Annotated in this window: 19 protein-coding genes; 7 read left to right on the top strand and 12 right to left on the bottom strand. The window is 73.2% G+C overall.

The window, feature by feature from the left end:
• The first annotated feature begins 13 nt into the window (after positions 1 to 13).
• The 4 genes from pstC to phoU are packed head-to-tail and all read left to right on the top strand — an operon-like array spanning position 14 to position 3,496.
• The gene (pstC, locus tag WMF26_RS17810; RefSeq protein ID WP_438001292.1) at positions 14 to 976 is read left to right on the top strand and encodes a phosphate ABC transporter permease subunit PstC; all 963 of its coding nucleotides are present in this window, start codon (positions 14 to 16) and stop codon (positions 974 to 976) included.
• On the top strand, positions 973 to 1,887 hold the full coding sequence (gene pstA / locus WMF26_RS17805) for a phosphate ABC transporter permease PstA (protein ID WP_437338207.1): 915 nt from the start codon (positions 973 to 975) through the stop codon (positions 1,885 to 1,887). The genes pstC and pstA overlap by 4 nt, the downstream gene beginning before the upstream one ends.
• A 9-nt stretch (positions 1,888 to 1,896) precedes the next feature.
• On the top strand, positions 1,897 to 2,754 hold the full coding sequence (pstB, locus tag WMF26_RS17800) for a phosphate ABC transporter ATP-binding protein PstB (RefSeq protein ID WP_437947326.1): 858 nt from the start codon (positions 1,897 to 1,899) through the stop codon (positions 2,752 to 2,754).
• Positions 2,755 to 2,770: 16 nt separating this feature from the next.
• Positions 2,771 to 3,496: a phosphate signaling complex protein PhoU gene (phoU, locus tag WMF26_RS17795; protein WP_020735525.1), complete on the top strand. Its 726-nt coding sequence runs from the start codon at positions 2,771 to 2,773 to the stop codon at positions 3,494 to 3,496.
• Here the strand turns inward: phoU and WMF26_RS17790 are convergent.
• The 4 genes from WMF26_RS17790 to WMF26_RS17775 form a co-directional block, all read right to left on the bottom strand.
• Entirely contained in the window at positions 3,493 to 3,996 is a 504-nt protein-coding gene (locus tag WMF26_RS17790) for a molybdenum cofactor biosynthesis protein MoaE (protein ID WP_020735524.1), read from the bottom strand. The two genes, phoU and WMF26_RS17790, sit on opposite strands and share 4 nt — an antisense overlap.
• Positions 3,993 to 4,508: a cyclic pyranopterin monophosphate synthase MoaC gene (gene moaC / locus WMF26_RS17785; protein WP_020735523.1), complete on the bottom strand. Its 516-nt coding sequence runs from the start codon at positions 4,506 to 4,508 to the stop codon at positions 3,993 to 3,995. Before moaC ends, WMF26_RS17790 begins: the two co-directional genes overlap by 4 nt.
• 75 nt (positions 4,509 to 4,583) lie before the next feature.
• Complete coding sequence (gene moaA / locus WMF26_RS17780; protein ID WP_438001291.1) at positions 4,584 to 5,702, bottom strand: GTP 3',8-cyclase MoaA; 1,119 nt, start codon at positions 5,700 to 5,702, stop codon at positions 4,584 to 4,586.
• A 20-nt stretch (positions 5,703 to 5,722) separates the two neighbouring features.
• Positions 5,723 to 5,974 carry a MoaD/ThiS family protein gene (locus tag WMF26_RS17775; RefSeq protein WP_063823977.1) on the bottom strand — a complete coding sequence of 84 codons (252 nt, stop codon included), beginning with the start codon at positions 5,972 to 5,974 and terminating at the stop codon, positions 5,723 to 5,725.
• Positions 5,975 to 6,101: 127 nt separating this feature from the next.
• Here WMF26_RS17775 and WMF26_RS17770 point away from each other — a divergent pair, with 127 nt between their 5' ends.
• A complete protein-coding gene (locus tag WMF26_RS17770; protein ID WP_437947321.1) occupies positions 6,102 to 9,644 on the top strand; it encodes a protein kinase domain-containing protein in 3,543 nt (1,180 codons plus the stop codon).
• Between the two features lie 39 nt (positions 9,645 to 9,683).
• Here WMF26_RS17770 and WMF26_RS17765 read toward each other — a convergent pair whose 3' ends face one another.
• The gene (locus WMF26_RS17765) at positions 9,684 to 10,376 is read right to left on the bottom strand and encodes a hypothetical protein (RefSeq protein WP_438001290.1); all 693 of its coding nucleotides are present in this window, start codon (positions 10,374 to 10,376) and stop codon (positions 9,684 to 9,686) included.
• A 190-nt stretch (positions 10,377 to 10,566) separates the two neighbouring features.
• A complete protein-coding gene (locus WMF26_RS17760; protein ID WP_438001289.1) occupies positions 10,567 to 10,689 on the bottom strand; it encodes a hypothetical protein in 123 nt (40 codons plus the stop codon).
• A 154-nt stretch (positions 10,690 to 10,843) separates the two neighbouring features.
• On the opposite strand from WMF26_RS17760, the gene WMF26_RS17755 reads away from it, so the two are divergent.
• Positions 10,844 to 12,847, top strand: a complete 2,004-nt coding sequence (locus WMF26_RS17755; RefSeq protein ID WP_438001288.1) for a PAS domain S-box protein — start codon at positions 10,844 to 10,846, stop codon at positions 12,845 to 12,847.
• A 24-nt stretch (positions 12,848 to 12,871) separates the two neighbouring features.
• Here the strand turns inward: WMF26_RS17755 and WMF26_RS17750 are convergent, their stop codons facing one another.
• The 3 genes from WMF26_RS17750 to WMF26_RS17740 all read right to left on the bottom strand — a co-directional run bounded on the left by WMF26_RS17750 (position 12,872) and on the right by WMF26_RS17740 (position 18,580).
• On the bottom strand, positions 12,872 to 16,435 hold the full coding sequence (locus tag WMF26_RS17750; RefSeq protein ID WP_438001287.1) for a protein kinase domain-containing protein: 3,564 nt from the start codon (positions 16,433 to 16,435) through the stop codon (positions 12,872 to 12,874).
• 198 nt (positions 16,436 to 16,633) lie between these two features.
• Entirely contained in the window at positions 16,634 to 17,485 is an 852-nt protein-coding gene (locus WMF26_RS17745; protein WP_438001286.1) for a fibro-slime domain-containing protein, read from the bottom strand.
• 234 nt (positions 17,486 to 17,719) lie between these two features.
• The gene (locus WMF26_RS17740) at positions 17,720 to 18,580 is read right to left on the bottom strand and encodes a hypothetical protein (RefSeq protein ID WP_438001285.1); all 861 of its coding nucleotides are present in this window, start codon (positions 18,578 to 18,580) and stop codon (positions 17,720 to 17,722) included.
• Between WMF26_RS17740 and WMF26_RS17735 the strand changes: the two genes are divergently transcribed.
• The gene (locus WMF26_RS17735) at positions 18,563 to 19,282 is read left to right on the top strand and encodes a hypothetical protein (protein ID WP_438001284.1); all 720 of its coding nucleotides are present in this window, start codon (positions 18,563 to 18,565) and stop codon (positions 19,280 to 19,282) included. The genes WMF26_RS17740 and WMF26_RS17735 overlap by 18 nt on opposite strands.
• 45 nt (positions 19,283 to 19,327) lie before the next feature.
• On the opposite strand, the gene WMF26_RS17730 is transcribed toward WMF26_RS17735, so the two are convergent.
• The 3 genes from WMF26_RS17730 to WMF26_RS17720 are packed head-to-tail and all read right to left on the bottom strand — an operon-like array spanning position 19,328 to position 24,364.
• Positions 19,328 to 21,250, bottom strand: a complete 1,923-nt coding sequence (locus tag WMF26_RS17730) for a L,D-transpeptidase (RefSeq protein ID WP_438001283.1) — start codon at positions 21,248 to 21,250, stop codon at positions 19,328 to 19,330.
• Between the two features lie 58 nt (positions 21,251 to 21,308).
• Positions 21,309 to 22,673: a DUF1552 domain-containing protein gene (locus WMF26_RS17725; protein ID WP_438001282.1), complete on the bottom strand. Its 1,365-nt coding sequence runs from the start codon at positions 22,671 to 22,673 to the stop codon at positions 21,309 to 21,311.
• Positions 22,670 to 24,364 carry a DUF1592 domain-containing protein gene (locus WMF26_RS17720; RefSeq protein WP_438001281.1) on the bottom strand — a complete coding sequence of 565 codons (1,695 nt, stop codon included), beginning with the start codon at positions 24,362 to 24,364 and terminating at the stop codon, positions 22,670 to 22,672. The genes WMF26_RS17725 and WMF26_RS17720 overlap by 4 nt, the downstream gene beginning before the upstream one ends.
• Positions 24,365 to 24,413 lie beyond the last annotated feature (49 nt).

Genomic DNA, 24,413 nt, shown 5'->3' with positions numbered 1-24,413 from the left:
GGTAGAAGTCCCCATGCAACAAGCCGCATCGACCGCGTCCGGGGGCGACGCGGCGCGCGGCACGCGCGGCGCGGATCGAGCGTTCCGCGTCATCCTGACGGTGTTCGGCCTGACGGTGCTCGCGGTGCCCACGCTGATGGTGCTGGAGCTCGTCCGGTCGTCCCGGCTGGCCATCGACAAGTTCGGCCTGGGGTTCCTCACCGGCACCGTGTGGGACCCCGCCCGCGAGCAGTTCGGCGCGCTGCCGTTCATCTACGGCACGGTCGTCAGCTCGCTGATCGCCATCGCGCTCGCGGTCCCCGTCTCGCTGGGCCTCGCGATCTTCCTCTCGGACCTCGCCCCCCACCGGATCCGCAAGCCGCTCGGCTTCATGGTCGAGCTCCTCGCGGCGATCCCGAGCGTGGTCTACGGGTTCTGGGGCATCGCCGTGCTCCGCCCCTGGCTCCGGGAGACCATCGAGCCGTTCCTGATCGAGCACCTCGGCTTCCTGCCGCTCTTCGAGGGCCCGCCGCTCGGCATCGGCATGTTCGCCGCGGGCGTCATCCTCGCGATCATGATCGTCCCCACGATCACCTCGGTCTCGCGCGAGGTGATGCAGGCGGTCCCGCAGCTGCACCGCGAGGCGGCGGTCGGGCTCGGCGCCTCCGCGTGGGACACCATCCGCTACGCGGTCCTCCCGTCCGCGCGCTCGGGCATCATCGGGGCGATCATCCTCGGGCTGAACCGGGCGCTCGGCGAGACCATGGCGGTCACCATGATGATCGGCAACGCCCCGAAGATCAGCGCGTCGATCTTCCACCCTGGGTATTCGATGGCGAGCGTCATCGCCAACGAGTTCGTCGAGGCGACGAGCGACATGTACGTGTCGGCGCTCGCCAACGTCGCGCTGCTCCTCTTCGGGGTCGCCCTCCTCCTCAACCTCTTCGCCCGGTGGCTCGTGAGCTCGACCAAGAGCAAGCTGGAGAGACGCGCATGAGCAACGACACCCCTGCCCCCGCGGCGCGCCCCTCCGCCGCCGCTCGACGCACGCTGCTCGAGCCGGCGCCCGGCGAGCGCCTGCGCCGCGCCCGCAGCTACTTCTTCGAAGGGCTCTGCGTCTCGAGCGCCGTCGTCGTCCTGGTGCCGCTGTTTCTGATCTTCATCTACGTGGTCAGCAAGGGCCTGAGCGGGCTCTCCCTCGACTTCTTCACCCAGCTGCCGAAGCCGCCGCTCGGCGACGAGCGGAGCGGCATGGGCAACGCGGTCGTCGGCACGCTGATCCTCGTCGCGATCGGCTGCTGCATCGGGCTGCCGACAGGCATCCTCGCCGGCATCTACCTCGCCGAGATCGGCCGGGGCAAGCTCGCGAGCGCGATCCGGTTCATCGCCGACGTGCTCGGCGGCGTGCCCTCGATCACCATCGGCGTGTTCGTCTATGCCCTCGTCGTTGTCCCGATGAAGCGCTTCTCGGCGCTCGCCGGCGGCATCGCGCTCGCCATCGTGATGCTCCCGACGGTGACCCGCACGACGGAGGAGCTGCTCAAGCTCGTGCCCGCGCACCTCCGCGAGGCGTCGCTCGCCCTCGGCGTCCCGGAGTGGCGCACGAGCCTCCTCGTCGTGCTCCGGACGGCCTCGCCGGGCATCGGCACCGGCGTGATGCTCGCCGTGGCCCGCATCGCCGGCGAGACCGCGCCGGTGCTCCTCACCGCGCTCGGCTTCCAGTACTGGAGCGTCGCCGTCGACCGACCCATCGCCTCGCTGCCGGTGCAGATCTGGAGGAACGCGACCTCCCCCTACCCGAAGTGGCAGCAGGAGGCCTGGACCGGCGCGCTCGTGCTGATCGCCATCGTCTTCTTCCTCAATCTGCTCGCCCGAATCGTCACGTCCCGGAGCGTCAAGGCGCGTTAAAGGCACCCGATGAGCTCGTTTGACTCACCGCACGATGGACAGACCGGACAACGCCGCGGCGGGCTCGACGCGGAGGGCGACCGCCGCTCTGTGGAGTCCGAGCCCGAGGCGCCGCCGGCCAAGATCAGCGTCACCCGGCTGAACGCTTACTTCAACAAGTTCCACGCCATCCACGACATCACGCTGGACATCCCTGACGGCCAGGTCACCGCGGTCATCGGCCCGTCCGGATGTGGCAAGTCGACGTTCCTGCGCTGTCTCAACCGGATGCACGAGCAAGTGCCCGGGGCCACGGCGAAGGGCTCCGTCATGATCGACGGCGTGAACATCTATGATAAGGCGGTCGACCCGGTGCGATTGCGCCGCCGCGTCGGCATGGTGTTCCAGAAGCCCAACCCCTTTCCCACGATGTCGATCCGGGAGAACGTCCTCGCCGGGCACAAGCTCAACGGCGTCTCCGTCAAGGACGCGACCGGCCTCGTGGAGAAGTGCCTTCGCCAGGTCGCGCTCTGGGACGAGGTGAAGGACAAGCTCGATCAGTCCGGGCTCTCGCTCTCGGGCGGCCAGCAGCAGCGGCTCTGCATTGCCCGTGTCCTCGCCGTCGAGCCCGAGGTGATCCTGCTCGACGAGCCGTGCTCGGCGCTCGATCCCATCGCGACCGCGCGCATCGAGGAGCTCATCGACGAGCTCAAGCAGCGGTATACTTGCGTGCTCGTCACGCACAACATGCAACAGGCCGCGCGGTGCTCTGACTACACGGCTTTCTTCTACATGGGAGATTTGGTGGAGTTCGACAGGACCCAGACCATTTTTACCAATCCGAAGGAAAGCAAGACGGAAGACTACGTCACCGGTAAGTTCGGCTGAGGGGAGTGGGGATTTCATGCCGACGTCGCACACGAGCAAGGTCTACGAGCACGAGCTGCGCACGCTGCGCGAAAAGCTGCTGCTGATGGGCAGCCTGGTCGAGGAGATGATCCAGAAAGGCTCGACCGCGCTCGCGACGCGCGACACGGGCCTCGCCAAGGCGACGATACGGCTCGATCGCCGGATCAACCGCCTGGAGTGCGAGGTCGACGAGCTTTGCATGAGGATCCTCGCGACGCGCCAGCCCGTCGCCTCGGATCTGCGCTTCGTCACGACCGCGCTCAAGATCGTCACCGATCTCGAGCGGATCGGCGACCTCGTGGTGAACGTCTGCGAGCGGGTGCAGGAGCTCAACGAGGAGCCGCCGCTCGCGCCGGCGGCGGAGCTGCAAGGCCTGTCGGACGAGGCGATCGAGGTGGTGCACGAGGCGCTCGACGCGCTCGTCGCCCGCGACTGCGACCGGGCGCAGCGGCTGCTCACGCGCGACGACGTGATCGACGAGCACTACGCCCGCATCTTCCAGGAGGTGCTCCTCATGATGAGCCGCGACCCGAGCACCGTGTACAGGGCCACGCGCATCCAGTCGATCGCGAAGTACCTGGAGCGCATCGCCGATCACGCGATGAACATCGCCGAGTCGGTCGTGTTCCTCGTCAAGGGCACGGACATCCGGCACAACAACCGCCTGCAGGAGAACGATCCGCTCTCCACCCCGCCGCCGCCCGGGCTACGCCTGCGCTAGGCGCCGCCGGCGCCGCCCGGAGGTGCCGCGCCGCCGTGGCCGTGGGCGTGCCCGTGGTGCTCCTCGGGCCCGTGCTCGCCGCCGCAGCGGGCGTCCTCCCAGCCGACCCAGTACGGGCCGTCCGGCCCGTGCTCGCGCTTCCAGATCGGCAGGCGCGCCTTGATGCGGTCGATGAGCAGGCGGCACCCGCGGAACGCCTCGCCCCGGTGCGGCGCGCTCGCGGCGCAGGCCACGGCGACGTCGCCGATCCGGAGCGCGCCCACCCGGTGCGTCGCGGCGACGCGCACGCCGGGGATCTCCGCGGCGATCTCCGCGAGGATCCGCTCGAGCTCGGCCTCGGCCATCGTCCCGTACGCCTCGTACTCCAGCAGCGTGACCGCCCGGCCGTCGTTGACGTCGCGGACCACGCCGAGGAACGTGGCGATGCCGCCCGCGCCAGGGTGGGACACGGCGGCGATGAGCTCGTCGAGGCGGAGCGGCTCGGTGCGGATCCGGCTCACGGCGCGCTCCTCTGGAAGTGACCGGAGCGACCCCCGCTCTTCTCGAGGAGCTTGATGTCCGAGATCACCATCTCGCGATCGATCCCCTTGAGCATGTCGTAGATCGTCAGGCACGCGGCGCTCACCGCGACCATGGCCTCCATCTCGACCCCGGTGCGATCCAGCGCCTCCGCGGCCGCGGTCACCCGGATCGCCGCGGAGGGCTCGTCCACGTCGAGCTCGACCGCGACGTGGGTGAGCGCGATCCCGTGGCAGAGCGGGATGAGCTCCGGCGTGCGCTTCGCCGCCATGATCCCGGCGATCCGCGCCGCGGCGAGCACGTCGCCCTTCGGCGCGTCGGCGCGCGCGACCCGGGCGATCGTCTCGGGCCGCATCAGGACGGCGCCCGACGCGACCGCGCGGCGGTGCGTGACGGGCTTGCCCTCGACAGGCACCATGCGGGCCTCGCCGCTCGGGGACAGGTGGGTCGAGAGCGCTGCGCCCTCGCCGGCTCGATCAGGAGTGTGCGACATCGCTCCGGAATCTGACACGGCAGCCCGCGGGACCGGAAGCCGATCCGTGAGCCAGGGCCCGCGCCAGCCGCGGCGTCAGCCGCCGATCGCGCGGATCGACACCGCGGAGGCCGTCTCTTCGGTGCAGCCCTTCCAGACCTTGCCGTCGGGCTTGAGGCGCCACGCCTCGTCCAGGCGCCGCCGGATCGCCGCCGGATCGCCGGCCTTCGCCTCGCGCGAGGCGTCGACGCCGTCGTCCGTGGCGAGGCACGGCCGGAGCACGCCCGTCGACGATACGCGCAGCCGATCGCAGCTCTCGCAGAACGTGTCGCTCGTGCCCGTGATGAACCCCACGCGGAGCGACGGGTCGCGGCGCGCGCGGACGTACCGCGCCGGCCCCAGGCCGGGATCCGAGATCGCCTCCTCGGGGAGGAGGTGCTCGGCGAGGCGCGCCCTCATCTCGACCGCGGTGACGAGGTGCTCGCCGACGAGCCGCGCGCCCTCGGCGATCGGCATCACCTCGAGGAAGCGCGGGACCATCCGCCGCTCCCAGGCCCACAGCGCGAGCCGCTCGATCTCGTCGTCGTTCACGCCGCGGAGGACCACCGTGTTCAGCTTGATCGACGAGAAGCCCGCCGCGACGGCGGCGTCGATGCCCTCCAGCACCCGGGCGAGCTCGCCGCCGCGGGTCATCTCGCGGAAACGCGAGGGGTCGAGGGTGTCGATCGAGACGTTCAGGCGGTGCAGCCCGGCGTCGCGCAGCGGCGCGGCGAGCCGCGCGAGCTGCGAGGCGTTCGTCGTGAGCGCCAGATCCTCGAAGCCGAGCGCGGCGAGGGACGCGACGATCGAGACGATCTCGGGGTGGAGCAGCGGCTCGCCGCCGGTCAGACGGACCCGGCGGATGCCGGCGTCGCGCAGGGCCTCGAACATGGTGCGCCAGGCGGGCGTCATCAGCCGGCCGTCGGTGTAGCCGTCGTGGCGCGACGGGCGGCAGTAGGTGCACGCGAAATCGCACCGATCCGTGACCGAGATGCGCACGCTGCGCGGCGCGGGCCCGGCGTGCGCGGAAGGCGCGCCGCGGACGGCGTCGCGGTACGGGATCGCGGCGGCGCGGCGGCCGGCCTCCCCGCCGCCGACGAGCGGCAGCGAACGCCGCCGCTGGGCCGGCGCGTCTCCCCCCACGCGCGCAGAATCGAGGCCGGTCGAAGAAGACATGAAGTGTCCCTCGCGGGCCCCTAGCCGCCCGCCACCGGTGGGATGAGCGCCACCTCGTCCCCGAAACCTACAGGATCGCTCGGCGTCGCATAAACGCCGTTCACCGCCACCCGGATAGAGCCCTTGTAGGGGATCAGCCCCGGATAGCGCGCGCAGACCCGATCGAGGAGCTCCGCCGCGGTGCAGGGGCCAGGCAGCGGCAACGCCACTTCTCCCGCGCCGAGAACGTCCCTCGCGCCAGCGAAAGCGAGCACGCGAACCGCCGCATCCATCGCCGCAACCTAGCATCGCTCCGCGGAAGCGACACGACGAACTGGGGCCGAGCGACCTCGGGCCAGCCGGGCGAGATCGAGTCTACCGGGCCCGGCCGGCACGGCTATCATCGGACCGCTCACCGCCATGTCCGAAGAAGGGTTCTTACCGGGCACGATCCTGGCCGGTCGCTACCAGGTCCGCCGCGAGCTGGGTCGCGGCGGCATGGGGGTCGTCTACCTGTGCCGCGATCTCGTGATCGACGAGCGCGTCGCCGTGAAGCTGCTCGACCGGCCGGGCGCGGCCGCGCGCCCCGAGGACGCCTGGTGGTTCCAGGAGGAAGCCCGGGCGCTCGCCGGCCTCTCGCACCCGGCGCTCGTGAAGGCCCGCGACTTCGGGGCGCTCAGCAACGGGACGCCGTACCTCGTGATGGACGCGGTCCCGGGGAGGTCGCTCCACGAGTGGCTCTACCTCGCCCGGCTCGAGGACCCGCTGCCCTGGCCGATCATCTGGAGCGTCATCGACCAGGTCCTCGGCGCGCTGGCCCACGCGCACGCGCGCGGGGTGATCCACGGGGACCTGAAGCCCTCCAACGTCCTCGTCGACCTCCAGCACGGCGGGGAGCCGCCGCTCGTGCACGTGCTCGACCTCGGGCTCGCCTGGCTCATCCAGGACCGGATCGATCACCGGCTCGACGGCTCGCGGGAGAGCGAGCCGACCGTGCGCTGGGGCGCGGGCACCCCGGGCTGGATGGCGCCGGAGCAGATCCGCTTCGCGGCGCCCCACGTGGGGCCCCCGACGGACCTCTACGCCCTCGGCTGCATCCTCTACGCCCTGCTCGCGGGCGGCGAGGTCTACGACGGCACGAACGACGAGCTCCTCCAGCAGCACCGGAGCTCGCCGATCCCGGACCTGCCACTGCCCCCGGAGGTGCCGAGCGACGTCGCGAAGTTCGCGAAGCGGCTGCTCGCGAAGCGGCCGTGGCACCGCTTCGATTTCGCGGGCGACGCGCGGCGGGTCTGGAAGCGGTTCGAGCCGCGCAGCGACGTGAACGTGACCGCCACGCCGCTGCCGCTGGCGTTGCTGACGACCGGCCGGCTGCCGCCGAGCCGCAAGGAGCTGCTCACCCCCGAGCTGATCGAGCCTCCAGACGACGACCCGCCGCCGTCGGTGACGACCACCGGCCTGCTCGCGCTCCGGCCGAGCCCGTTCGTGGCCCGGACCGGCGAGCGGGCGCGCCTCATGGAGGTCGTCGCCGAGATGGTCGACGCGCCGAAGGCGATGCACCGGTTCGTCCTGCTCGCGGGCGAGGCGGGCGTCGGCAAGAGCCGGCTGGCCGAGTGGCTCTGCGAGGAGGTGCACGAGCGGGCGCTCATGGTGCCGCTCCGCGCGCGCTACCGGCGGATCGCGGCGCCGCTCGACGGCGTCCTCGGCGCCGTGACCCAGCACTACCGGCTGGAGCGGGCCGAGCGCGAGATCGTCGAGAAGGTGCTGATGAACCTCTGGGAGGTGCCGCCCGAGGACGAGGTCGGCAAGACGTGGGTCGCGGCGACCGCCGAGTGGATCAAGCCGTCGCCCCCCGGGAGCGAGGCGGTCGGCCCGACGGGGAAGCGCTTCCGCCTGGACCGGCCGGAGCTGCGCTGGCTGATCATCCGCAAGACCCTGGAGCGGATCGGCCGCGATCGGCCGGTGCTGCTCTGGCTCGACGACCTGCACTACGCGTCCTCGACGACGTTCGAGGGGCTCCTCACGCTGCACCGGGACGCGCCGAACCTCGGCCTCCTGGTCGTGGCGACGGTCCGGAGCGAGGCGGTCGAGTGCGATCCGGTCGCGGCGAAGCGGCTGGAGGGGGCGCTCGCGGCCTACGGCGGGGAGCGGCTCGACGTGGCCCCGCTGAACCCCGCGCAGACGCACGCGCTGCTCCGCGAGACGCTGCCGCTCGACGACGCGGCGGCCGAGGCGGCGACGGCCCGCAGCAAGGGCAACCCGCTGTTCGCGCTGCAGCTCTTGCACGCGTGGGCGGGCGGCGGCCACCTCCAGCTCCGCGCGGGCAAGTACTTCGTGCCGAAGGCGTCGATGGCCGTGCAGGCCGCGACCACGGCCGACCTGTGGGAGGAGCGGCTCGCGGCCCTGCCCGAGGAGCTCCGGACCGGCGCGCGCGCCGCCGCCGCGCTCGGCGGCGACATCCGGCGCGAGATCCTGCGCGCGCTCCTCGCGTCGCTCGACATCGCGGCGGATCGCGCGATCGCCGCCATGCAGCGCGCCCAGATCCTTCTCGCCGTGGGCGATCGGCTCCGCTGGCCGCACGCGCTGCTCCAGGAGCACCTCCTCTCGCAGCTGTTCCTCGAGCCGGACGCGGCGCGCGTCTTCCGCGCCGCCGCCGACGCGCTCGGCGCGCACCCGTTCGCGTCGAGCCGCCGCATCCTCCGGCACCGGGTGGTGAGCCTGCTGCGCGCCGGCGACACCGACGAGGCGGCCGCGCTCATGCACGCGCACGTGGCGGCGCACTGGCAGAGCTCGCGCGACATCGCCGCGACGCTGCGCGATCTCGCCGTGCTCGACGGCAAGCTGCCCGGGGGGAGCGACTCGCGCCCCGGGCTCCGGGGCGCGGAGACGCGGCCCGTGCTGACCGGGACGCGGCTCGGGACGCAGCTGCGCTTCCGGGCCGAGGCGCTGCGGCTGGCGGGGCGGCTCGACGAGGCGCGGCGCGACGCGGACGACGCGCGGCGCATCTTCGAGCACGCCGGCGACCGGGAGAACCAGGCGCACTGCCTGCGCCTGCTCGGGCACATCGCGTCGGACGTCGGCGCGGAGGCGCAGGGCCGGCGGCTCGTGGCGCGCGCGCACGCGATCTTCGACGAGATCGGCCACCGCCACGGGCAGGCGCAGTGCGAGGTGCTGCTCGGGGAGATCGACTACCAGCTCGGGGAGCACGCGCGGGCGCGGGCGGTGCTCGCGTCGGGGGAGGCGCGTTTCCTGGAGGTCGGCGATCGGCTCGGGAGGGCGCAGTGCCTGCTGCTCCAGAGCATGGTCGAGCAGGCCGGTGCGCTCTCCGAGGCGGCGCGGTCGCTGCTCACGACCGCGCGGACCGACTTCGACGCGATCGGCTACCGGCTCGGGCTCGCGCAGTGCGACCTGACGCTCTCGCACGTGGATCACCGCCTCGGCGACTTCGAGGCGGCGCGCGCGGGCGCGCTCGCGGCGCGGCAGAGCTTCCGCGATCTCGCGAACCCGCGCGGCGAGGCGGGGTGCGAGCGGCTGCTCTCGATGGTCGCGCTCGACGCTGGCGCGCCCGAGCTCGCGGAGGAGCACGCGCTCGCGGCCGGCAGGATCTACGAGACGCTGGCGGACCCGTGGGGGCTGGTCGAGGCGCGGCTCTTGTTCGCGCAGATCGCGCTCCACCGCGGGGACGCGGAGCAGGCGCGCGAGCACCTCATGGCGTGCGAGGCGGTGGCGCTCGCGGAGGCGGAGCCGCGGCAGCACCGGCACCTGACGCTGGCGTGGCTCGCGTACCACGAGGGGCGGTTCCACGAGGCGGCGCGGGAGCTCGACGCGGCGCGGGCGTCGTTCAAGGACAGCCGGACCGGGGACCACACGCCGCAGCTCCTGGAGCGGTTCGCGCGGATGGGGTGGCCCAAGCCGGCGGGGACGCGGATCAGCGGGTGGATGCGGACGCTGGCGCTCGCCTGACGCGAGCGGCGGCCCCCGGCGCGTGCCCCGGCCGTGTGACTAGAGCGGCAGCCAGAAGTCGGGGCCGAAGAGGCGGCGCGCGGCCTCGATCGTGCGCAGGGCGCGCGGGAGGTCGAGCTTCGCCTGGTGCTCGGCCAGCTGCACGACGTACGGGATCCAGAGCGGCCGGCAGACGACGAGCGCCGCGAAGTGGAACTCCGCCTCGTCGGTCTGGCCGCGATCGACCGCGACCCGCGCGAGGATCGTGTGCACCGGGACCGGCGACCCGAGCGGCGCGATCGCCGTCGCGCAGCGACGCACGCTCTCCGCCGCCTCCTCGCTGGGATGCCGGCGGAACTCCTGGAACGCCTCCTCGAGCTCGTGCTCGTCGCTCACCTGCTCCGGCAAGTGCTCCGCGACGAGCCGCTTCCAGTGCTCGACGAACGGCAGATCCGCGAGCGCGCTCGACCTGTCGGCGTGGGCGAGGAGCAGATCGGCCTCCTTCCAGTCGCCCGCCTCGCGCGCAAACTCGAGCCCGGAGACGACACGGGCCTCCTCGTGCAGCCCAGGCTCCTTCGTCATGAGCCAGCGCTGCCAGTAGAGCGCGCCGCGGAACGCCACGCGCGCGAGCGGCTCCTTGCCCTCGGCGCGCTTCTCCAGCGCCGCATTCATGAGCGCGCTCTTGTGCCGCTGCACGTCGTCGACCACGAGGCTCGCCGGCCAGGCGCAGAGCCCGCACGCCTCGGAGATCATCGCGCCCACCTCGCGCCGCACGAGAACCACCCGCCAGCGGACCGCGCTGAAGGAAACCTCCCCGACACAGAGCAACGCTACCACGACGCGCGCGGCACGCGAGAGGTCGTCGCCGGCAAGTGGCAGGCAGACAACAAGCGTGTGGGCAGCGCAGCCGCGCACAGCCGCGCGCAGCCGCCAGATGCGACGGTCACCCCGCGCCGAACCGGGCGAGCTGCGCCGAGGCAAGCGCGCCGCGCGCCGCGCCGCCGGCGCGGGCGACGTTCGGGGCAGCACGGCCGCGGGGCTTCGCCCGCGGAGCGAGCGGACTCATGATCCTCGATCTCCACCGAGGCTTCCTGCACAATGGGCCGTTGGCGGCAGCGACGGAGGGGGGGCGCAGGCGGCCGCTCGAGGTGCTGATTGGCGATCGAGCTCGAGAGGACAACCCGGCACGAGGGCGCTCTCAGCGCCAGGCGGCGCCGACGATGAGCCATCGTGATCTTTACCGCGCCGCGTTCGAGGCGGCCGAGGACGCGCTCCTCCTCCTCGAAGACGGGCGCGTGATCGACGCCAACCCGAGCGCGGTGCGCCTGCTCGCCGGGCCCGGGGAGGGCCTGCTCGGCCGCGAGCTCGCCGGGCTCTCGCCCCTCCTGCAGCCCGACGGCCAGGCCTCCGCGGAGGGCCTGAAGCAGCGCATCGATGCGGCGAGCCGCGGCGAGCCGCAGCGGTTTCGATGGCTCTACCGGCGGCCGAACGGGGGCTTCATCCAGGCCGACACGCAGCTCGCGAAGCTCGCGCTGGCCGACGGCTCGGGGCCGATCCTGCGCGCGGTGGTGCGCGAGGAGGACAAGGAGCAACGCCGCCTCTACGCGCTCGCGGTCGACATGCTCGGCGTCGCGACGCTCGACGGGCGCTTCAAGGAGCTCAGCCCCTCGTGGGAGCGGACGCTCGGGTTCAGCCGCCAGGAGCTGATGGCCCGGCCGTACGTCGAGTTCATCCACCCCGAAGACAAGGCGCGCACCCTCTCGGAGACCGACACGTTCTCCACCGGCGCGCAGACGCTCACCTACGAGAACCGCTTCCGCTGCAAGGACGGCTCGTACCGGTGGCTCGAGTGGAACGCGATGCTCGCGCTCGACGAGGGGCTCGTCTACTTCGTCGTCCGCGACGTCACGCGGCGCAAGACCGCCGAGATGGCGCTCCGCGAGTCCGAAGACAAGCTGCGGGCGCTCTACGAGGGCATCCCGCACGTCCTGATCGTCGCCGACAAGGACGCGCGGATCGTCTCCGTCAATCGGACCCTTCCGGGGCTCGATCCGGAGAGCGTCCTCGGCCGGACCGTCTACGACTTCACGTCGCCGGAGTACCACGCGACCCTGACGCAGGCGCTCGACACCGTGCTCAAGTCCGGCGGCCAGGCGCACTACGAGGTGATCGGCCTCGGGGCGAACGGCGAGCGAGCGTGGTACGCGAACCACGCCAGCCCGATCCGGGGCGCCCAGGAGGTCACGAACGTGCTCATCGTGACCGAGGACATCACCGAGCGCCGGCGCGCCGAGGAGCAGCGCCGCGAGAGCGAGGCGCGGTTCCACGCCGCCGTCGAGGCCAGCATGGACGCGTTCCTCACGATGACGTCCCACCGCGACGGGGGCGAGGAGGTCGCCGACTTCGTGATCACGGGCCTCAACGCGCGCGCCGCGGCGATGCTGTCGATGCAGCGCGAAGCGCTCCTCGGCCGGCGCCTCTCGGAGCTCGAGCACTCGGCCGAGGCCGGCGTCCTCCTCGACAAGTGCCTGCGCGTCATCCGGAAGGGGGCGCCGCTGGAGGAGGAGATCCTCCTGCCCGCGCCCCCCGCCCAGCCGTCGCGCCCGCGCGCCTGGGTGCACCACCAGATCGTGCCGATCCGGGACGGCGTGGCCGTGACGATGCGGGACACCACCGACCGCAAGCGGCTCGAAGACCAGCTGCGCCAGTCGATCGAGCGCCTCGAGGCGTACGCCGAGGAGCTGGAAGGCAAGAACCTGATGCTCGCCGAGGAGAACGCCGAGCGCGAGCGGACCGCGAGCGTCCTGCGCCAGCAGCAGGAGGCGATCCGCGCGCTGTCGACGCCGATCATCCAGGCGTGGGAGGGCGTCCTCGTCCTGCCGATCATCGGCGCGCTCGACAGCGGTCGGGCCACGCAGATCATGGAGAAGCTGCTCGGGGAGATCGTCCGCACGCAGGCCCACTTCGCCGTGCTCGACCTGACCGGCGTGGAGGACGTGGACGGGCCGACGGTCGACCACCTGCTCCAGGTGGCCCGGGCCGCGAGCCTGCTCGGCAGCCGCTGCCTCGTCTCGGGTATCTCCCCCGGCGTCGCGCAGGCGATCGTCGAGCTCGGCAGCGACGCGCGGACCTTCGAGACGTTCGGGGAGCTGGAGGACGCCCTGCGCCACGCGCTGCGCGTGTCCGGCGCGCGCCCGCCGAGGCCGCGGCGCACGGCGCGCTAGCTCCGCGCGGCGCTGGCGGCGCGCCTAGGCTTCCTCGGCCGCGAGCTCGTCGCAGAGCTCGCGGGCCCGCGCCGCGTGGCTCGCCGCCGCGGCGCCCTCGCCGATCGCCGCGGCGTGCGCCGCGGCGCGGTCGTACGCCGCCGCGGCGGCCCGCAGATCGCCGCCCCGATCGTAGTGGTGCGCGAGCAGCGCCGCGCCGTCGTCGCCCGGCGCGCGGTGCTCGAGCCAGTCCGCGACGAGCAGGTGGATCCGCCGCCGGACCTTGAGGCTCAGCATCTCGTACGCGACCTCGCACGTCGCCTGCTCGGTGAACACGTACTCGCGCTCGCCGGGGAACGACGCGGGGGAGCGGAGCCGGATCAGCTGGCGATCGCACAGGCGCGCGAGCAGCTCGGCGGTGGACGCGCCGGCGCCGTGCCGCACCGAGAACGGCGGATCGAGATCCTGGAGCTCGGCCAGGATGCGCTCGCTCGACATGGGCGAGCGCGCCTGCGGGGCGTCGTTCCTGAGCCGCTCGACCGCGCCCTCCCAGAAGGTCCGGCCGACGACGGCCGCCTGGACGAGGACCCCGCGCGCGTCGGCGTCGAGCCGATCGAGGCGCGCCTGGACGGCGCCGTGCACCGAGGGCGGCAGGCTCAGCGCGCCGAGCGCGCCCTCGTGGACGCGCCACGCGCCGTCCTGCGCCTCGATCGCGCCGGCGTCCACGAGGAGCTGGAGCATCTCCTCCACGGTGCGCGGGTTGCCCTCGGCGCGCTCGGCGAGCGCGCGCACGAGCTCCGGGTCGAGCTCGGGCGCGCCGCGGAGCCGATCCCGGATCATCTCCTCCGCGTGCCGCCGCGCGAGCGGGAGCGCGTCGACGCGGACGTAGGCCTCCTTCGCGATGCCCCAGTCCGGGCGGCGCTCGTAGAGCTCGGGGCGCGCGGCGCACACCACGCTGAGCGGCAGCCCCTCGGCGTGCGCCACGAGCTCCTCGATGAGGTCGAGCGTGGCGTCGTCGGCCCACTGGAGGTCGTCGCACACGATCAGGATCGGCGTCCGCTCGAGCGCGAAGGTGACGAGCTGCGCGAGCGCGGCGGCGATCCGGCGCTTCGCCAGCACGCTGCCGCGCGCCGCGGCCTCGAGCAGCCCCGCGGGCGCCGGCCGCGCGCCAAGGATGGCCGCCAGCCGGGCGAGGATGTCCTCGACGTCGCTCGATCCGCTCGACGTCGCCAGCGACGGGGACGGATCGAGCTCGTCGTCGTCCTCGTACCGCACCGCGCCGGCCGCCCTGCGCGCGCTCACGGTCGAGCTGACCGGCCCGCGCAGGGGGACCGCCGACGCGCGCGTCACGATGGGCGACGCGCCCCCGAGCGCGGCCCTCGTCCCCGCGCCGGCGGCCTCCCGCTCGGCGCAGGCGCGGGCGCGCGCGGCGCGCAGGCGGAGCCAACGCAGGCCGAGGCGCAGCTTGCGCAGGATGACCTGGGCCGGGTCGGCCTCGTGGATCCCGAACCAGCGGCGGAGCAGCGCGCCGGCGAGCCCGTAGCTCGTCTCGCGCGCGAGCGCCGAGCACTGCGCCGAGAGGACGAACGGCGCGTCGGGCGGCGCGGGCGCGGCGCCGCGCCCGGACGAGGGCGCGCCGGACGCCGGCCCGCCGCCGAGGCCCGCGGCGAGCTCGGCGAGCACGCGCGTCCGGCCCACGCCGGGCGCGCCGACCAGCGTGACGAGGCGCGGCCGCCGCTCGTGGAAGGCGGTCTCGACGAGATCGCGCAGGCGCTGCATCTCCGCGCCGCGCCCGACGAGGCGCGTCGCGAGCCCATGGAAATCGTCCGGCGCGAGCCCGCGGCTCGGCGGGGCCTCGCCGAGCACGCGGTAGATCGGCAGCGCCGTGCCGCGGGCCGCGGGCTCGGCCGGCGCCGCGCGCGCCGCGCTCGCCTCGACGGGCTCGACGCGGAAGCGCCCGAGGACGAGGCGGTGGGTGTCGCGGCCGATCACGATCGCGCCGCGCGGCGCGAGCTGCTGCAGGCGCGCGGCGCCGTCCACCGCGTCGCCGATGACGGCGAGATCCTGGCGCGCCGAGCTCCCGGCGCCGACGAACACCCGCCCCGTCGAGATCCCGATCCGCACCGAGAGGCGGACCGTCCGCGCCGCGCGCGGCAGCGAGAGGCGCGGGATCGCGGCCTGCGCGGCGAGCGCCGCGACGATGGCGCGCTCGGCGTCGCAGTCGGTCGCGCGGGGCACGCCGAAGACGGCCATGACGCGCCCGCCGATGGGCCGCTCGACGATCCCGTGCATCTGCTCGACGTGCTCCGCGAGCGCCTGGTAGCAGCGATCGACGACGTCCTTGACGTCCTCGGGGTCGAGCCTGGACGAGAGCGCGGTCGCCTCCGAGAGATCGGCGAACAGGACGGTGCAGATCCGGTGCTCGCCGCCCTCGAACGGGACGGCGACGCGGCCCCTCGGCGCGCTCCGCTCGGGGCCCACGCTCCCGCGGCCCCCGCTGCTCTCCGGGGGCCGCCGCTGCGGCCGCGACGGCGGCGGCAGCGACGGCGGCGGGACCGAGAGCGCGGGCGGCGGCGGCAGCGGCGGCAGGTGGAGGGCGGCGAAGTCGAGCAGCCCGTCGTCGTCGACGGGGTCGGCGGCGTCGATGCCGAACGCGGGCGCGCGCAGGGTGTCGCGCGCCACCACGACGACGCTGGAGCGCTGGGCGGCCTCGAGGGCGGACCACATCTCGCCGAGGTTGCGGAACCGCTGCGAGGGGTGGATCGCGAGCGCGCGGCCGAGGACCGCCTCGACGTCGGGGCTCGCGCTCACGCCGCGAGCGCGGAAGCTCGGCCGGATCGACTCGTCGCTCGAGGCGACGAAGAGCTGGATGACGTCGCCGCCGGAGAGGGCGGGCTGGCCGCTGGCGACCTCGATGAGGATGAGGGCCATCGCGTAGACGTCGGTCCAGGGCCCGGTGGCGCCGAACCGCGGGCTGAACTGCTCCGGCGCGCCGTACTGCGGCGTGAAGGCGCGGAACGTCCGCCCCGTCTGGACGAGCGCCTCGGCGAACGTCGGCGTCTCGGAGAAGACCTTGGCGAGGCCGAAGTCGAGGACCTTCATGCGGTCGCCGAGCAGGAACAGGTTGGCCGGCTTGACGTCGCGGTGGGACACGTTCTCGTCGTGGGCGACGGCGAGCGCGGAGGCGACCGGCGCGAGGAGCTTGATCGCCTCGGTGAGGCTCCTCGGCGGCGCGTTCTCGGCGCGGCGGCGCCGGAGGTCCTGCTCCAGCGTCTCGCCCTCCAGCCACTCCATGACGATGTACGGCGTCCAGGGGCCGTTCGGCGCGGCCGCAGCGCCGATGTCGAGCGCCTGGACGATGCCCATGGTGCGGCGCGAGAGCTGGTGGAGCAGGCGCGCCTCTTCGCGGAACTTGGCGAGGAAGGCGTCCTGCTGATCAGGGCCCAGGCCCGTCGGGATCTTGAGGCATTTGACGGCGACCGGCGCGTCGAAGCCGAGGTGCCGGGCCCGGTAGACGACGCCGAACGCTCCCTCGCCCGCCAGCGCCTCGACAGCGAACTGACCGTCGATGATCGACCCCACCCAGCCGAACGGGTCGCTGGCCTGCATCGTTGCCTAGGCTACCTGCTGCGGCGAACCACGAGCAAGGTGGCAACGGCGGCCGCTCCAGGGGGGAACCGGGGGGCGGTCGGCGCGAGCCGCTGGGCGGGATACGGCGCGGGCGGGGCGGTGAGCCGAGGAACGCGGACGGTGGGAAATGAAGGGCGCTGTGGGCTGAGGTCGCGCCGGGTCAGTGGACGACCGAGCTCAGTTGATGACCGGGGTAAAGCAACCGATGGACGTGTCGATGCGGAAGTTCGACTCGGTCGTGCGGCGCTCGGCGAAGAAGAAGTCGAGCGCGTACGTGTTGCCCGGCGTGATGCCGAGGTCCTGCGCGCGCGCGTCGAGGTCGATCGTCGCGCTCTCCGGCTTGTGAATACCGCCCAGATCGATCGCGAGACGGCCGTTGATGAAGGTGAAGAGGTCGTCGTCGCCCGAGAAGGTGAACACCTCGCCACCCTTGTATTCGAACGTGGTGTGGAGCTCGAGCGTGAAGTGATAGTTGTGGCGCCGGTCCTCGTTGCCAAACCCCATGTCGTCGATCGGGAAGAAGTCGGCATCGTCGTACGTGGACGTGCCGTTCCCGTTGTCCACGAGCGAGATGGATATCTGGATGGCGGTGTTCACGTCGGGCACGTCGCGGAACCACTGATCGAAGGCCTCCTTGCCGGTCGTGGTCAACGTGCCCTCACTGTCGCCCGCATAGACCGGCTTGCCGTCCGCGCCGAGCTGAGCCTCCACGATGCCCCGGTCCTCCCCGGGCCGGGCCTCGAAATCCGGGTGCGTATCCTTGAAGTCGCGCACGATCGCGATGAGCTCGCTGCCGCAGGCGTCTCCGCCCGCGCTCGGGTCACCGCCCGAGCTCGCGCTACCCCCGATGTCGCCGAAGGGGTCCTGCCCGAAGTCGCCGCCGCTCGCCGTCCCGTCGCCGCCGCTCGCCGTCCCGTCGCCGCCCGAGGCAGCGTCACCAGCGTCGCCGATCCCCCCTCCACACGCGGTCGCCGCCACGAGGGCCACGCACGCCGATACTGCCACCACCATCCGCCGATAAGCCATCATGTCTTGCCCCTTTTCCCAGCCGCCGGAAGCCATCGAATCCGCATGGAACGACGTCGGAGACACCGCGTCGCCAGCTTCCGCCCCTGTGCGCGGGGGTGGGTGGAACGGGTCAAATTTTTATTCAACAAAATGACCGGCGTTCCCGGCCGCAAAAATACAGCTGCCTCGTCCATCCCTGGTGAGCTGCTCGTCGGAGGCTCCTGCGCTGGATCGCCGAGCGCCCTCGGCGCCTGCTCATCGCGCAGGAACGCCGAAGAAGTAGTACCCCTTGCCCCACAGCGGGAAGTCGTAGGTGCCGTACTCCCACGCGAACGCGTCCCCGAGCGGGGCGACCATCTCGCGCAGCTCGGCCTCGGTGTAGACGCGGAGCGTGCTCACCACGCCGTCCCACACGCTGGCCGCGGCGGCGATCGGGGTCGCCCACGTGAGCCACGCCTTGGCGGCCCGGGAGCGGCGCGCGAGCAGCGGGTTCGCGGCGAGCGCGGCGACGCCGACGGGGACCATCGGCAAGAAGCCGAGCGGGTTCCGCTCGAAGCCCTCGGACAGGAAGATGCCGGACGAGCCGCGCACCGCGTCCGCCAGGATCGCCCGCGCGAGCTCGGGAGAGAAGTGGTGGAAGGCGTTGATCATGAGCCGCGCGCGGCCCTCGGCGAGCGCGCGCGGGATGCGCGTCGCGTCCACCGGCGAGGGCTCGAAGGCGACGTACGACGGGTGCCGCGCGGCCGCCGCCGCCCACGCCTCCGGCTGCGGCAGGAGGTCGGTGAGCACGAAGCGCGGCGGCGTCGCGCCCGCGCGGAGGAGCTCGTCGATGAGCACCTCCGACGGCCCGGCCGCGCCCGCGCCGAGCTCGATGACCTCGGTCGCGCCCGAGGCGGCGAGGAAGCGCCGGAACGGCGCGATCAGGCCGCGCAGCATGCCGCCCCACCGGATCGTCCGGCTCAGCGACTCGATGATGAGCTCGCGCAGCGGACCGGGAGACCACGGTGAATCGTTCCACTCGAAGAGCGACAGGCGAGGCAGGGCGCGCGGCATCGGTTCACCGTCGACCGCCGGAGGCCGCGGCGCCATCCTGAACGCATGAACTTCCTGCTTCATCGCCACCTCGCCGCGCGCGACCTCGGCTCGGTCGCCGCTGGCGCCGGCGCGATGCTCCCGGACCTCTGGCGCATGGCCGACCGGCGCGTGAAGCCCGCGCGCGCGCCCGAGCCCCCCGCCGCGCCGCCGCCGCGCGTCGCCGAGGTGCTGGCCGGCATCGATCACCACGTCGCCGTCGACCGCTGGTTCCACGCCGCCCCCGTCTTCGTCGAGGGGGAGCGCCGCCTCGCCGAGGCGCTGCGCGGCGCCGCGCTCGGCGCGCCGCGGCTCGCGCTGTTCGCCCACGTGCTCTGGGAGATGTGCCTCGACGGCGCGCTCGTGCGCCGGATCGGCCTCGCCCCTCTCCTCGACGACCTGCGCGCCGGCCTCGCCGCCATCGACGGCCCCCCGACCGCGGCCGCCGCCTCGATCCACCATTTCGAGCGGCGCGCCCCCTCCGCCGCTGCCCTCGCCGATCGCCCCGCCTTCGAGGCGCGTCTTTGCCGCATCTGCGACGAGCTCGCCCGCGGCCCCTGGGTCGCCGGCTACCAGGACGGCGCCGGCCTAGCGTTCATGCTCTCGCGCGTGCGCTCTCGCTTCGGCATGCCCCCGTTCACGCCGGAGCAGCACGACCGCCTCGCCACGCTGCTCGACGGCCTCGCCGGCGCTGCCGACGACGCGCTCGACGACCTCCTCCGCACGGCTCCCCCCTGCCCCCACTGAAGTCCCCCTCTCCCCTCCCCCTCTCCTCGCGACGGCGACCGCCGATCATTCATGAATGATGATCGTCGTCCCCTCGCCCAGCTCCTCGCCCGTGTTGATGGCGTGCCACCCGGGCGGCACCGGCGGGTCGGTCCACAGGAACACCCGGTGGGCGTCGATGGGCGCCAGGTTGATGCAACCGTGGCTGCGCGGCGTGCCGAAGACGTCGTGCCAGTACGCGGCGTGGAGCGCATAGCCGCTCGCGAAGTACTGGATGTACGGCACGTCCTTGAGGGCGTACGTCCCCTCGCCGCGGCGCCGCGTGACCCCGTACTCCCCGTCGCCCTTCCGGGGCACCGCCTTCTGGCCCGCCTCGGGCTTCTCCGCGGCGCTCGCGCCCGGCTTCTTCTTCGCGCGCTCCTTCGACGAGCCGCCCTTGTCCGGCTTCGCGCCCCGCGAGGCCGAGGGCGCCTCCGCGGTCGTCTCCGGGCGACCGCCGACGCTCGACGACTCGTTCGAGTCCATCGTCGCCGTGATGTGCTTGTTGCGGATGCGGAAGACGCCGCGCACCGTGGCGGTCGTGGTCTTGGGATCGGCCACCCCCGCCTGACCGGTCGAGACCAGCGTGGCATAGACAGGGCGCTTGCCCTCCCAGAGGACGAGCGTCTGGTGCGTGATCGAGACCTCGATCCACTTCTCGCCCTTCTCGGCGACCGCCGGCCACGCGGAAGGGGCGACCGCGAGCCCCACGTCGAGCTGGCTCACGTACCGCTGGTCCTTCGTCCGGTAGTACTTCACCCCCTCGAGCCGGCGCATCCTGCCGGTCAACGGGAGGACCTCGCGGAACGGGAGCTCCTTGCCCGGCGTCGCCTTGTCCCCCTCGATCTCGACGTCGCGCGCGCTCCGCGCCCGGACGAACGCGAGCGGCAGCGTGAGCTCGTCGTTCAGCTCGACGCCGTGCCACGGCGAGCCCGTGTCCGGCTTGATCTTCGTCGCCGGCGCGAGCCGGAGATCGGTCGTGATCGCGAACCGCCGGTTCAGCGACTCCGGCCCGGTCGGGAACGAGCCGATCAGCGACAGGCCGGTGAAGCGGCGCGCGCGATCGGCGAAGACCGCGTAGTCCGGGACCTTGAAGTCGCTGATGTTGCGGATGAGGCGCTTGCCGCCCTCCAGCCAGAACGGGATCGGGTCGTTCTCCCCCTCCCCGCCGAGCAGGGCGCCCTCGCCGAGCTCGAGCGAGTTCTTCCCGAGGCCGAGCTCGCCGATCCGCTTGCCCGGCAGCGGCACGCCCCGCGCGTCGATCGGCACGTCGTTCGCGCCGAGGTCCACCCGCTGCACCGTCGCCTTGTTCTCCTCGAACCACGCGAGGTGCTCGTCGAGCTTGAACTCCGACTTCCGCTGCTCCTCGGCGGTGGGCACGCGCAGGTAGAGCGGCAGCACGGCGCGGACGAAGGCATACCGGTACGGGAGCGCGCTCCTCAGGTTCGGCCCGGGACCGGCGGCCTTGAGGATGGGGTCGTCGAGATCGAGCGTCGCGTCCTCGCCGACGCAGAGGAAGCCGCGCGGCTCGATCGCGTACCACCCGCCCGGGCAGCCGGCCGTGCCGGCGGGCTCCGCGGCGCGCGGCACCCTCGAGCCGACGCGCAGGTAGCCCAGCTTCTTCGAGGTGTCGCGCGGCTCTTTGTAAACGGTCGCGACGAACGCGGTGACCCCGAGCAGCGGCTTGTCGCTCGGCGGCCACGCGGCCGCGGGCGCCGCCTCCGCAGCGGGCGCCGCCTCCGCAGCGGGCGCCGCCGCCGCGCCCGCGTCGCCGGCCAGGGCCCCGGCGTCCGCCGGCGCGTCCGCGGGCTTCTTGCACCCGCCCGCGCCGCACGCGGCCGCCGAGAGCGCCGCGAGGCGCGCGAGACGAAGGACCAGGCACGCCGCGCGCGTCGAGCGAGTCGACCGCGGCGCGCGGCGAGGCTTCCCTGAAGACAGCAGGCCGCCCATGCGGGCGTACTTGCCAAAAACGGCGCGCGACGAAAAGCCCAAAACACCCGCCCGGCGCTCAGGCCAGGAGGCCCGACAGCGGGCCCGTGCAGTACGCGGGGTTGCCGAACGTGGACACGTCCACGCCCATCGCGTTGCACAGCGTCACGAGCAGGTCGTTGTGGGCGTCGCCGCCGTAGCGCACGTACCTCCCGGTCCGGAGCGCCCCGCCGGCGCCGCCCGCGATCACGTACGGCATGTTGTGCCGCGAGTGGGTCTGCCCCTCCGAGATGTCGGTGCACCAGAGGATGAGCGTGTTGTCGAGCAGCGTGCCCGTGCCCTCCTTCACCGCGTCGAGCTTCCCGAGCAGGTACGCGAGCTGCTCCGCGTGCCAGCGCCCGATGTCGATGAGCTGCTGCTGCTTGCCCTCGTCGGTCACGTTCGAGTGCGAGAGCGAGTGGTGCGTGTCCGACTGGCCGAGCCAGGTGAACACCTTCCCGGCCTGCGTCGAGCTCCACTGGATCGACGCGACCCGCGTCAGATCGCAGGCGAGCGCCATCGCGAGCAGATCCATCTGCAGCTTCCCGATCGCCGGGTAGTTGTCGTTCGCGTAGACGTCGAGCGGATCGCCGAGCTCCGGCAGCGCGCACGCGCCGCCGAGGAGCCCCGGCGCGTCGAGGCGCTTCTCGATCTCGCCCACCGCGTCGAGGTGCTGCTCCAGCTTCTGCCCGTCCTCGCCCCCCAGCGTCCTCGCGAGCGAGCCGTAGTCCTCCATGACGCTGCCGAGCACCCGGCGGCGCAGGGCGCGCCGCCGCTCGAGGTCCGCGGGGTCGGCGCTGAGGTCGAGGAAGAGCCGGTCGAAGGCCGCGCGCGGGTCGTCCTCGGGCGGGACCGGCTGGCCCGGGCCGAGGTACGAGACGCGCGACGAGACGTTGGCGTACTGGACCTGCACGCCGAGCTCGAGCGACGAGAGCTTCGTGCTCTGCCCGAGCTTCGCGGCGAGGAACTGGTCGACCGAGATGCCGCCGCCCCAGCCGACGCGCGCCGCGGGGTTGCAGGCGTACGGAAAGAGCGTCCCCTCCTGGAGCTCCGTGCCGGTGAGGGCCTGGCCGATGCCCTGCTGGTGGGGATCGCCCGGCCCCTGGTAGGCCGAGTCCATGTTGATGCCGTCGACGACGAGCAGCTTTTCCCGGAAGGGCGAGAGCGGGGCGAGGATCTCGCCGAGCTCGAACGACGCCCCGGTCCCGGTCGGCTCCCACGCGCTCTTGACGGTGCCGAGGCCCGTGAAGAAGACGACGAAGCGCTTCGGGAAATCGACGGCGCTCGCCGAGCCGCCCATCGCGTCGAGGAACGGCAGCGCGAGGGCGAGCCCGCCCGCGCCGCGCAGGAAGGTGCGGCGATCCAGGCGTCTCCTCGGCGCGCGGCGCGGCGCGGCGCGGCTCACGGCGCACCCCCGTCGCCGGGCAGCGCGCGGCGGTAGCGGAACGCGTCCGTCTGGGTCAGCGCCACGAGCAGCGCCTTGATGTTGTAACCGCTCTCGGCGAACGCCGCCTGGATCTGGGTCATGCTGCACTCGTCCTCCGCCTGCTCGGCGCGGCCGTAGCCGAAGCGGAACCACTGCGTCGCGACGCACTGGCGCACCTCGCCGCTCTCCGCGAGGCGGTGCGCGAGCTCCACCGCCCCGTCGAACGGCCCGTCCGCGCCGCCGGTCCCCCCGATCTCGCCGCTCGCGTCGATCGGGACGCCCTGGTCGGTCTCGCGGTAGAGGCCGATCCCGTCGTAGCGCTCGAACCCGAAGCCGATCGGATCCATGAGCTTGTGGCAGCCGGAGCAGCTCGGGTCCGCGGCGTGCTGCTCGAACCGCCGGCGGGTCGGGATCCCCTCCCGCACGTCGGGCGGCTGGATGTCCACGTCGGGCGGCGGCGGCGGCAAGATCTGGCAGAGCAGCCGCTCGCGGACGAACTTGCCGCGGTGAACGGGCGAGGACTGGTTCGGCTTCGCGAGCACCGAGAGCAGGCTCGCGTGGGTGAGGAAGCCGGCGCGCTGCGACGGATCGAGCGGCACGATCGCGAGCTCGTCCGGCGCCCCGGCGGGGCCCGCCGGGAGCCCGTAGAACGCGCGGAGCTCGGCGTTCATCAGCGAGTACGGCGCCGTCAGCAGCGTCGCCACGTCGCCGGCGGCGTCGTCGAACACGACGTGCTCGAGGAACGCCTCGGTCTCCGCCCGGAGCAGCGCCGGCAGCCCGCCGTGGAAGTGCGGGTACACCGCGGGGTCCTTGGTGAGGGTGTCGATGTTCGACAGCTGCAGCCATTGCGCGTGGAAGTTCGCGACCGCGGCGCGGGCGCGCGGATCGTCGAGCAGGCGGCGGGCGTGCGCGGCGATCTGCTCGGCGGTGCGGAGCTCGCCCGCGTCCGCCGCGGCGAACAGCGCGTCGTCGGGCATCGAGCCCCAGAGCAGGTACGACAGCCGCGAGGCGATCTCGTGATCGGAGAGCGGCACCACGCCGTCCCCGACCGGATCCGGCATGCCGAGCTCGACGCGGTAGAGGAAGTGCGGCGACTGGAGCATCGCCTGGATCACGAGCTCGACGCCGGTCGAGAAGCCGTGCTCGCCGTTCCCCCAGGCGAAGAGCCGCGCGAACCGCTCGCCCTCCGCCGGCGTGAGCGGCCGCCGGAACGCGCGCTTGCCGAAGCGCGCGATCAGCTCGTCGGCGCACGCCTCGGGCCCCTGCACCGCCGGATCGCACCCATCGAGGAGCCCCTCGATGTTTCGCGCCGCCCGGGCCGCGATCGCCTCGGACGCCTTCATGAGCTGCTCGGCGAGCAGCGGCGTGACGCCGAGCGCCGCCGCCTGGTTGTTGAACCCGAGCGCCTCCTCCTCGACCACGAAGGCGTCGGCCGGCGCGCTGTCGTCGCCGAGGAGATCCCGGATCGTGTTGTTGTACTCGAAGCGCGTCATCCGCCGCAGCGGCGAGGCGCCCGGCCGGATCTCCGCGCAGCGCGTCGGCTCGCCGTCCGCCCCGGCGCCGGACCCGCCCGAGCAGGCGGCGGCCGCCGTCAGGGCGATCGTCGCGGCCCCCAGCGAGGCGCGAGGGCCGCGCCGCGCGCGGGAGTGCCGTCCTCTTGACCGATCCATGTGCCCTCTGCCTGGGACGAGCTGGTCTGCGATGCGTTGCGTCGCGGCG

It is taken from the genome of Sorangium sp. So ce185 (assembly GCF_051526825.1).
Lineage (GTDB): Bacteria > Myxococcota_A > Polyangia > Polyangiales > Polyangiaceae > Sorangium > Sorangium cellulosum_D.
The sequence above is the reverse complement of the archived record's forward strand: the minus strand, read 5'-3'. Positions and strand labels throughout refer to the sequence as shown.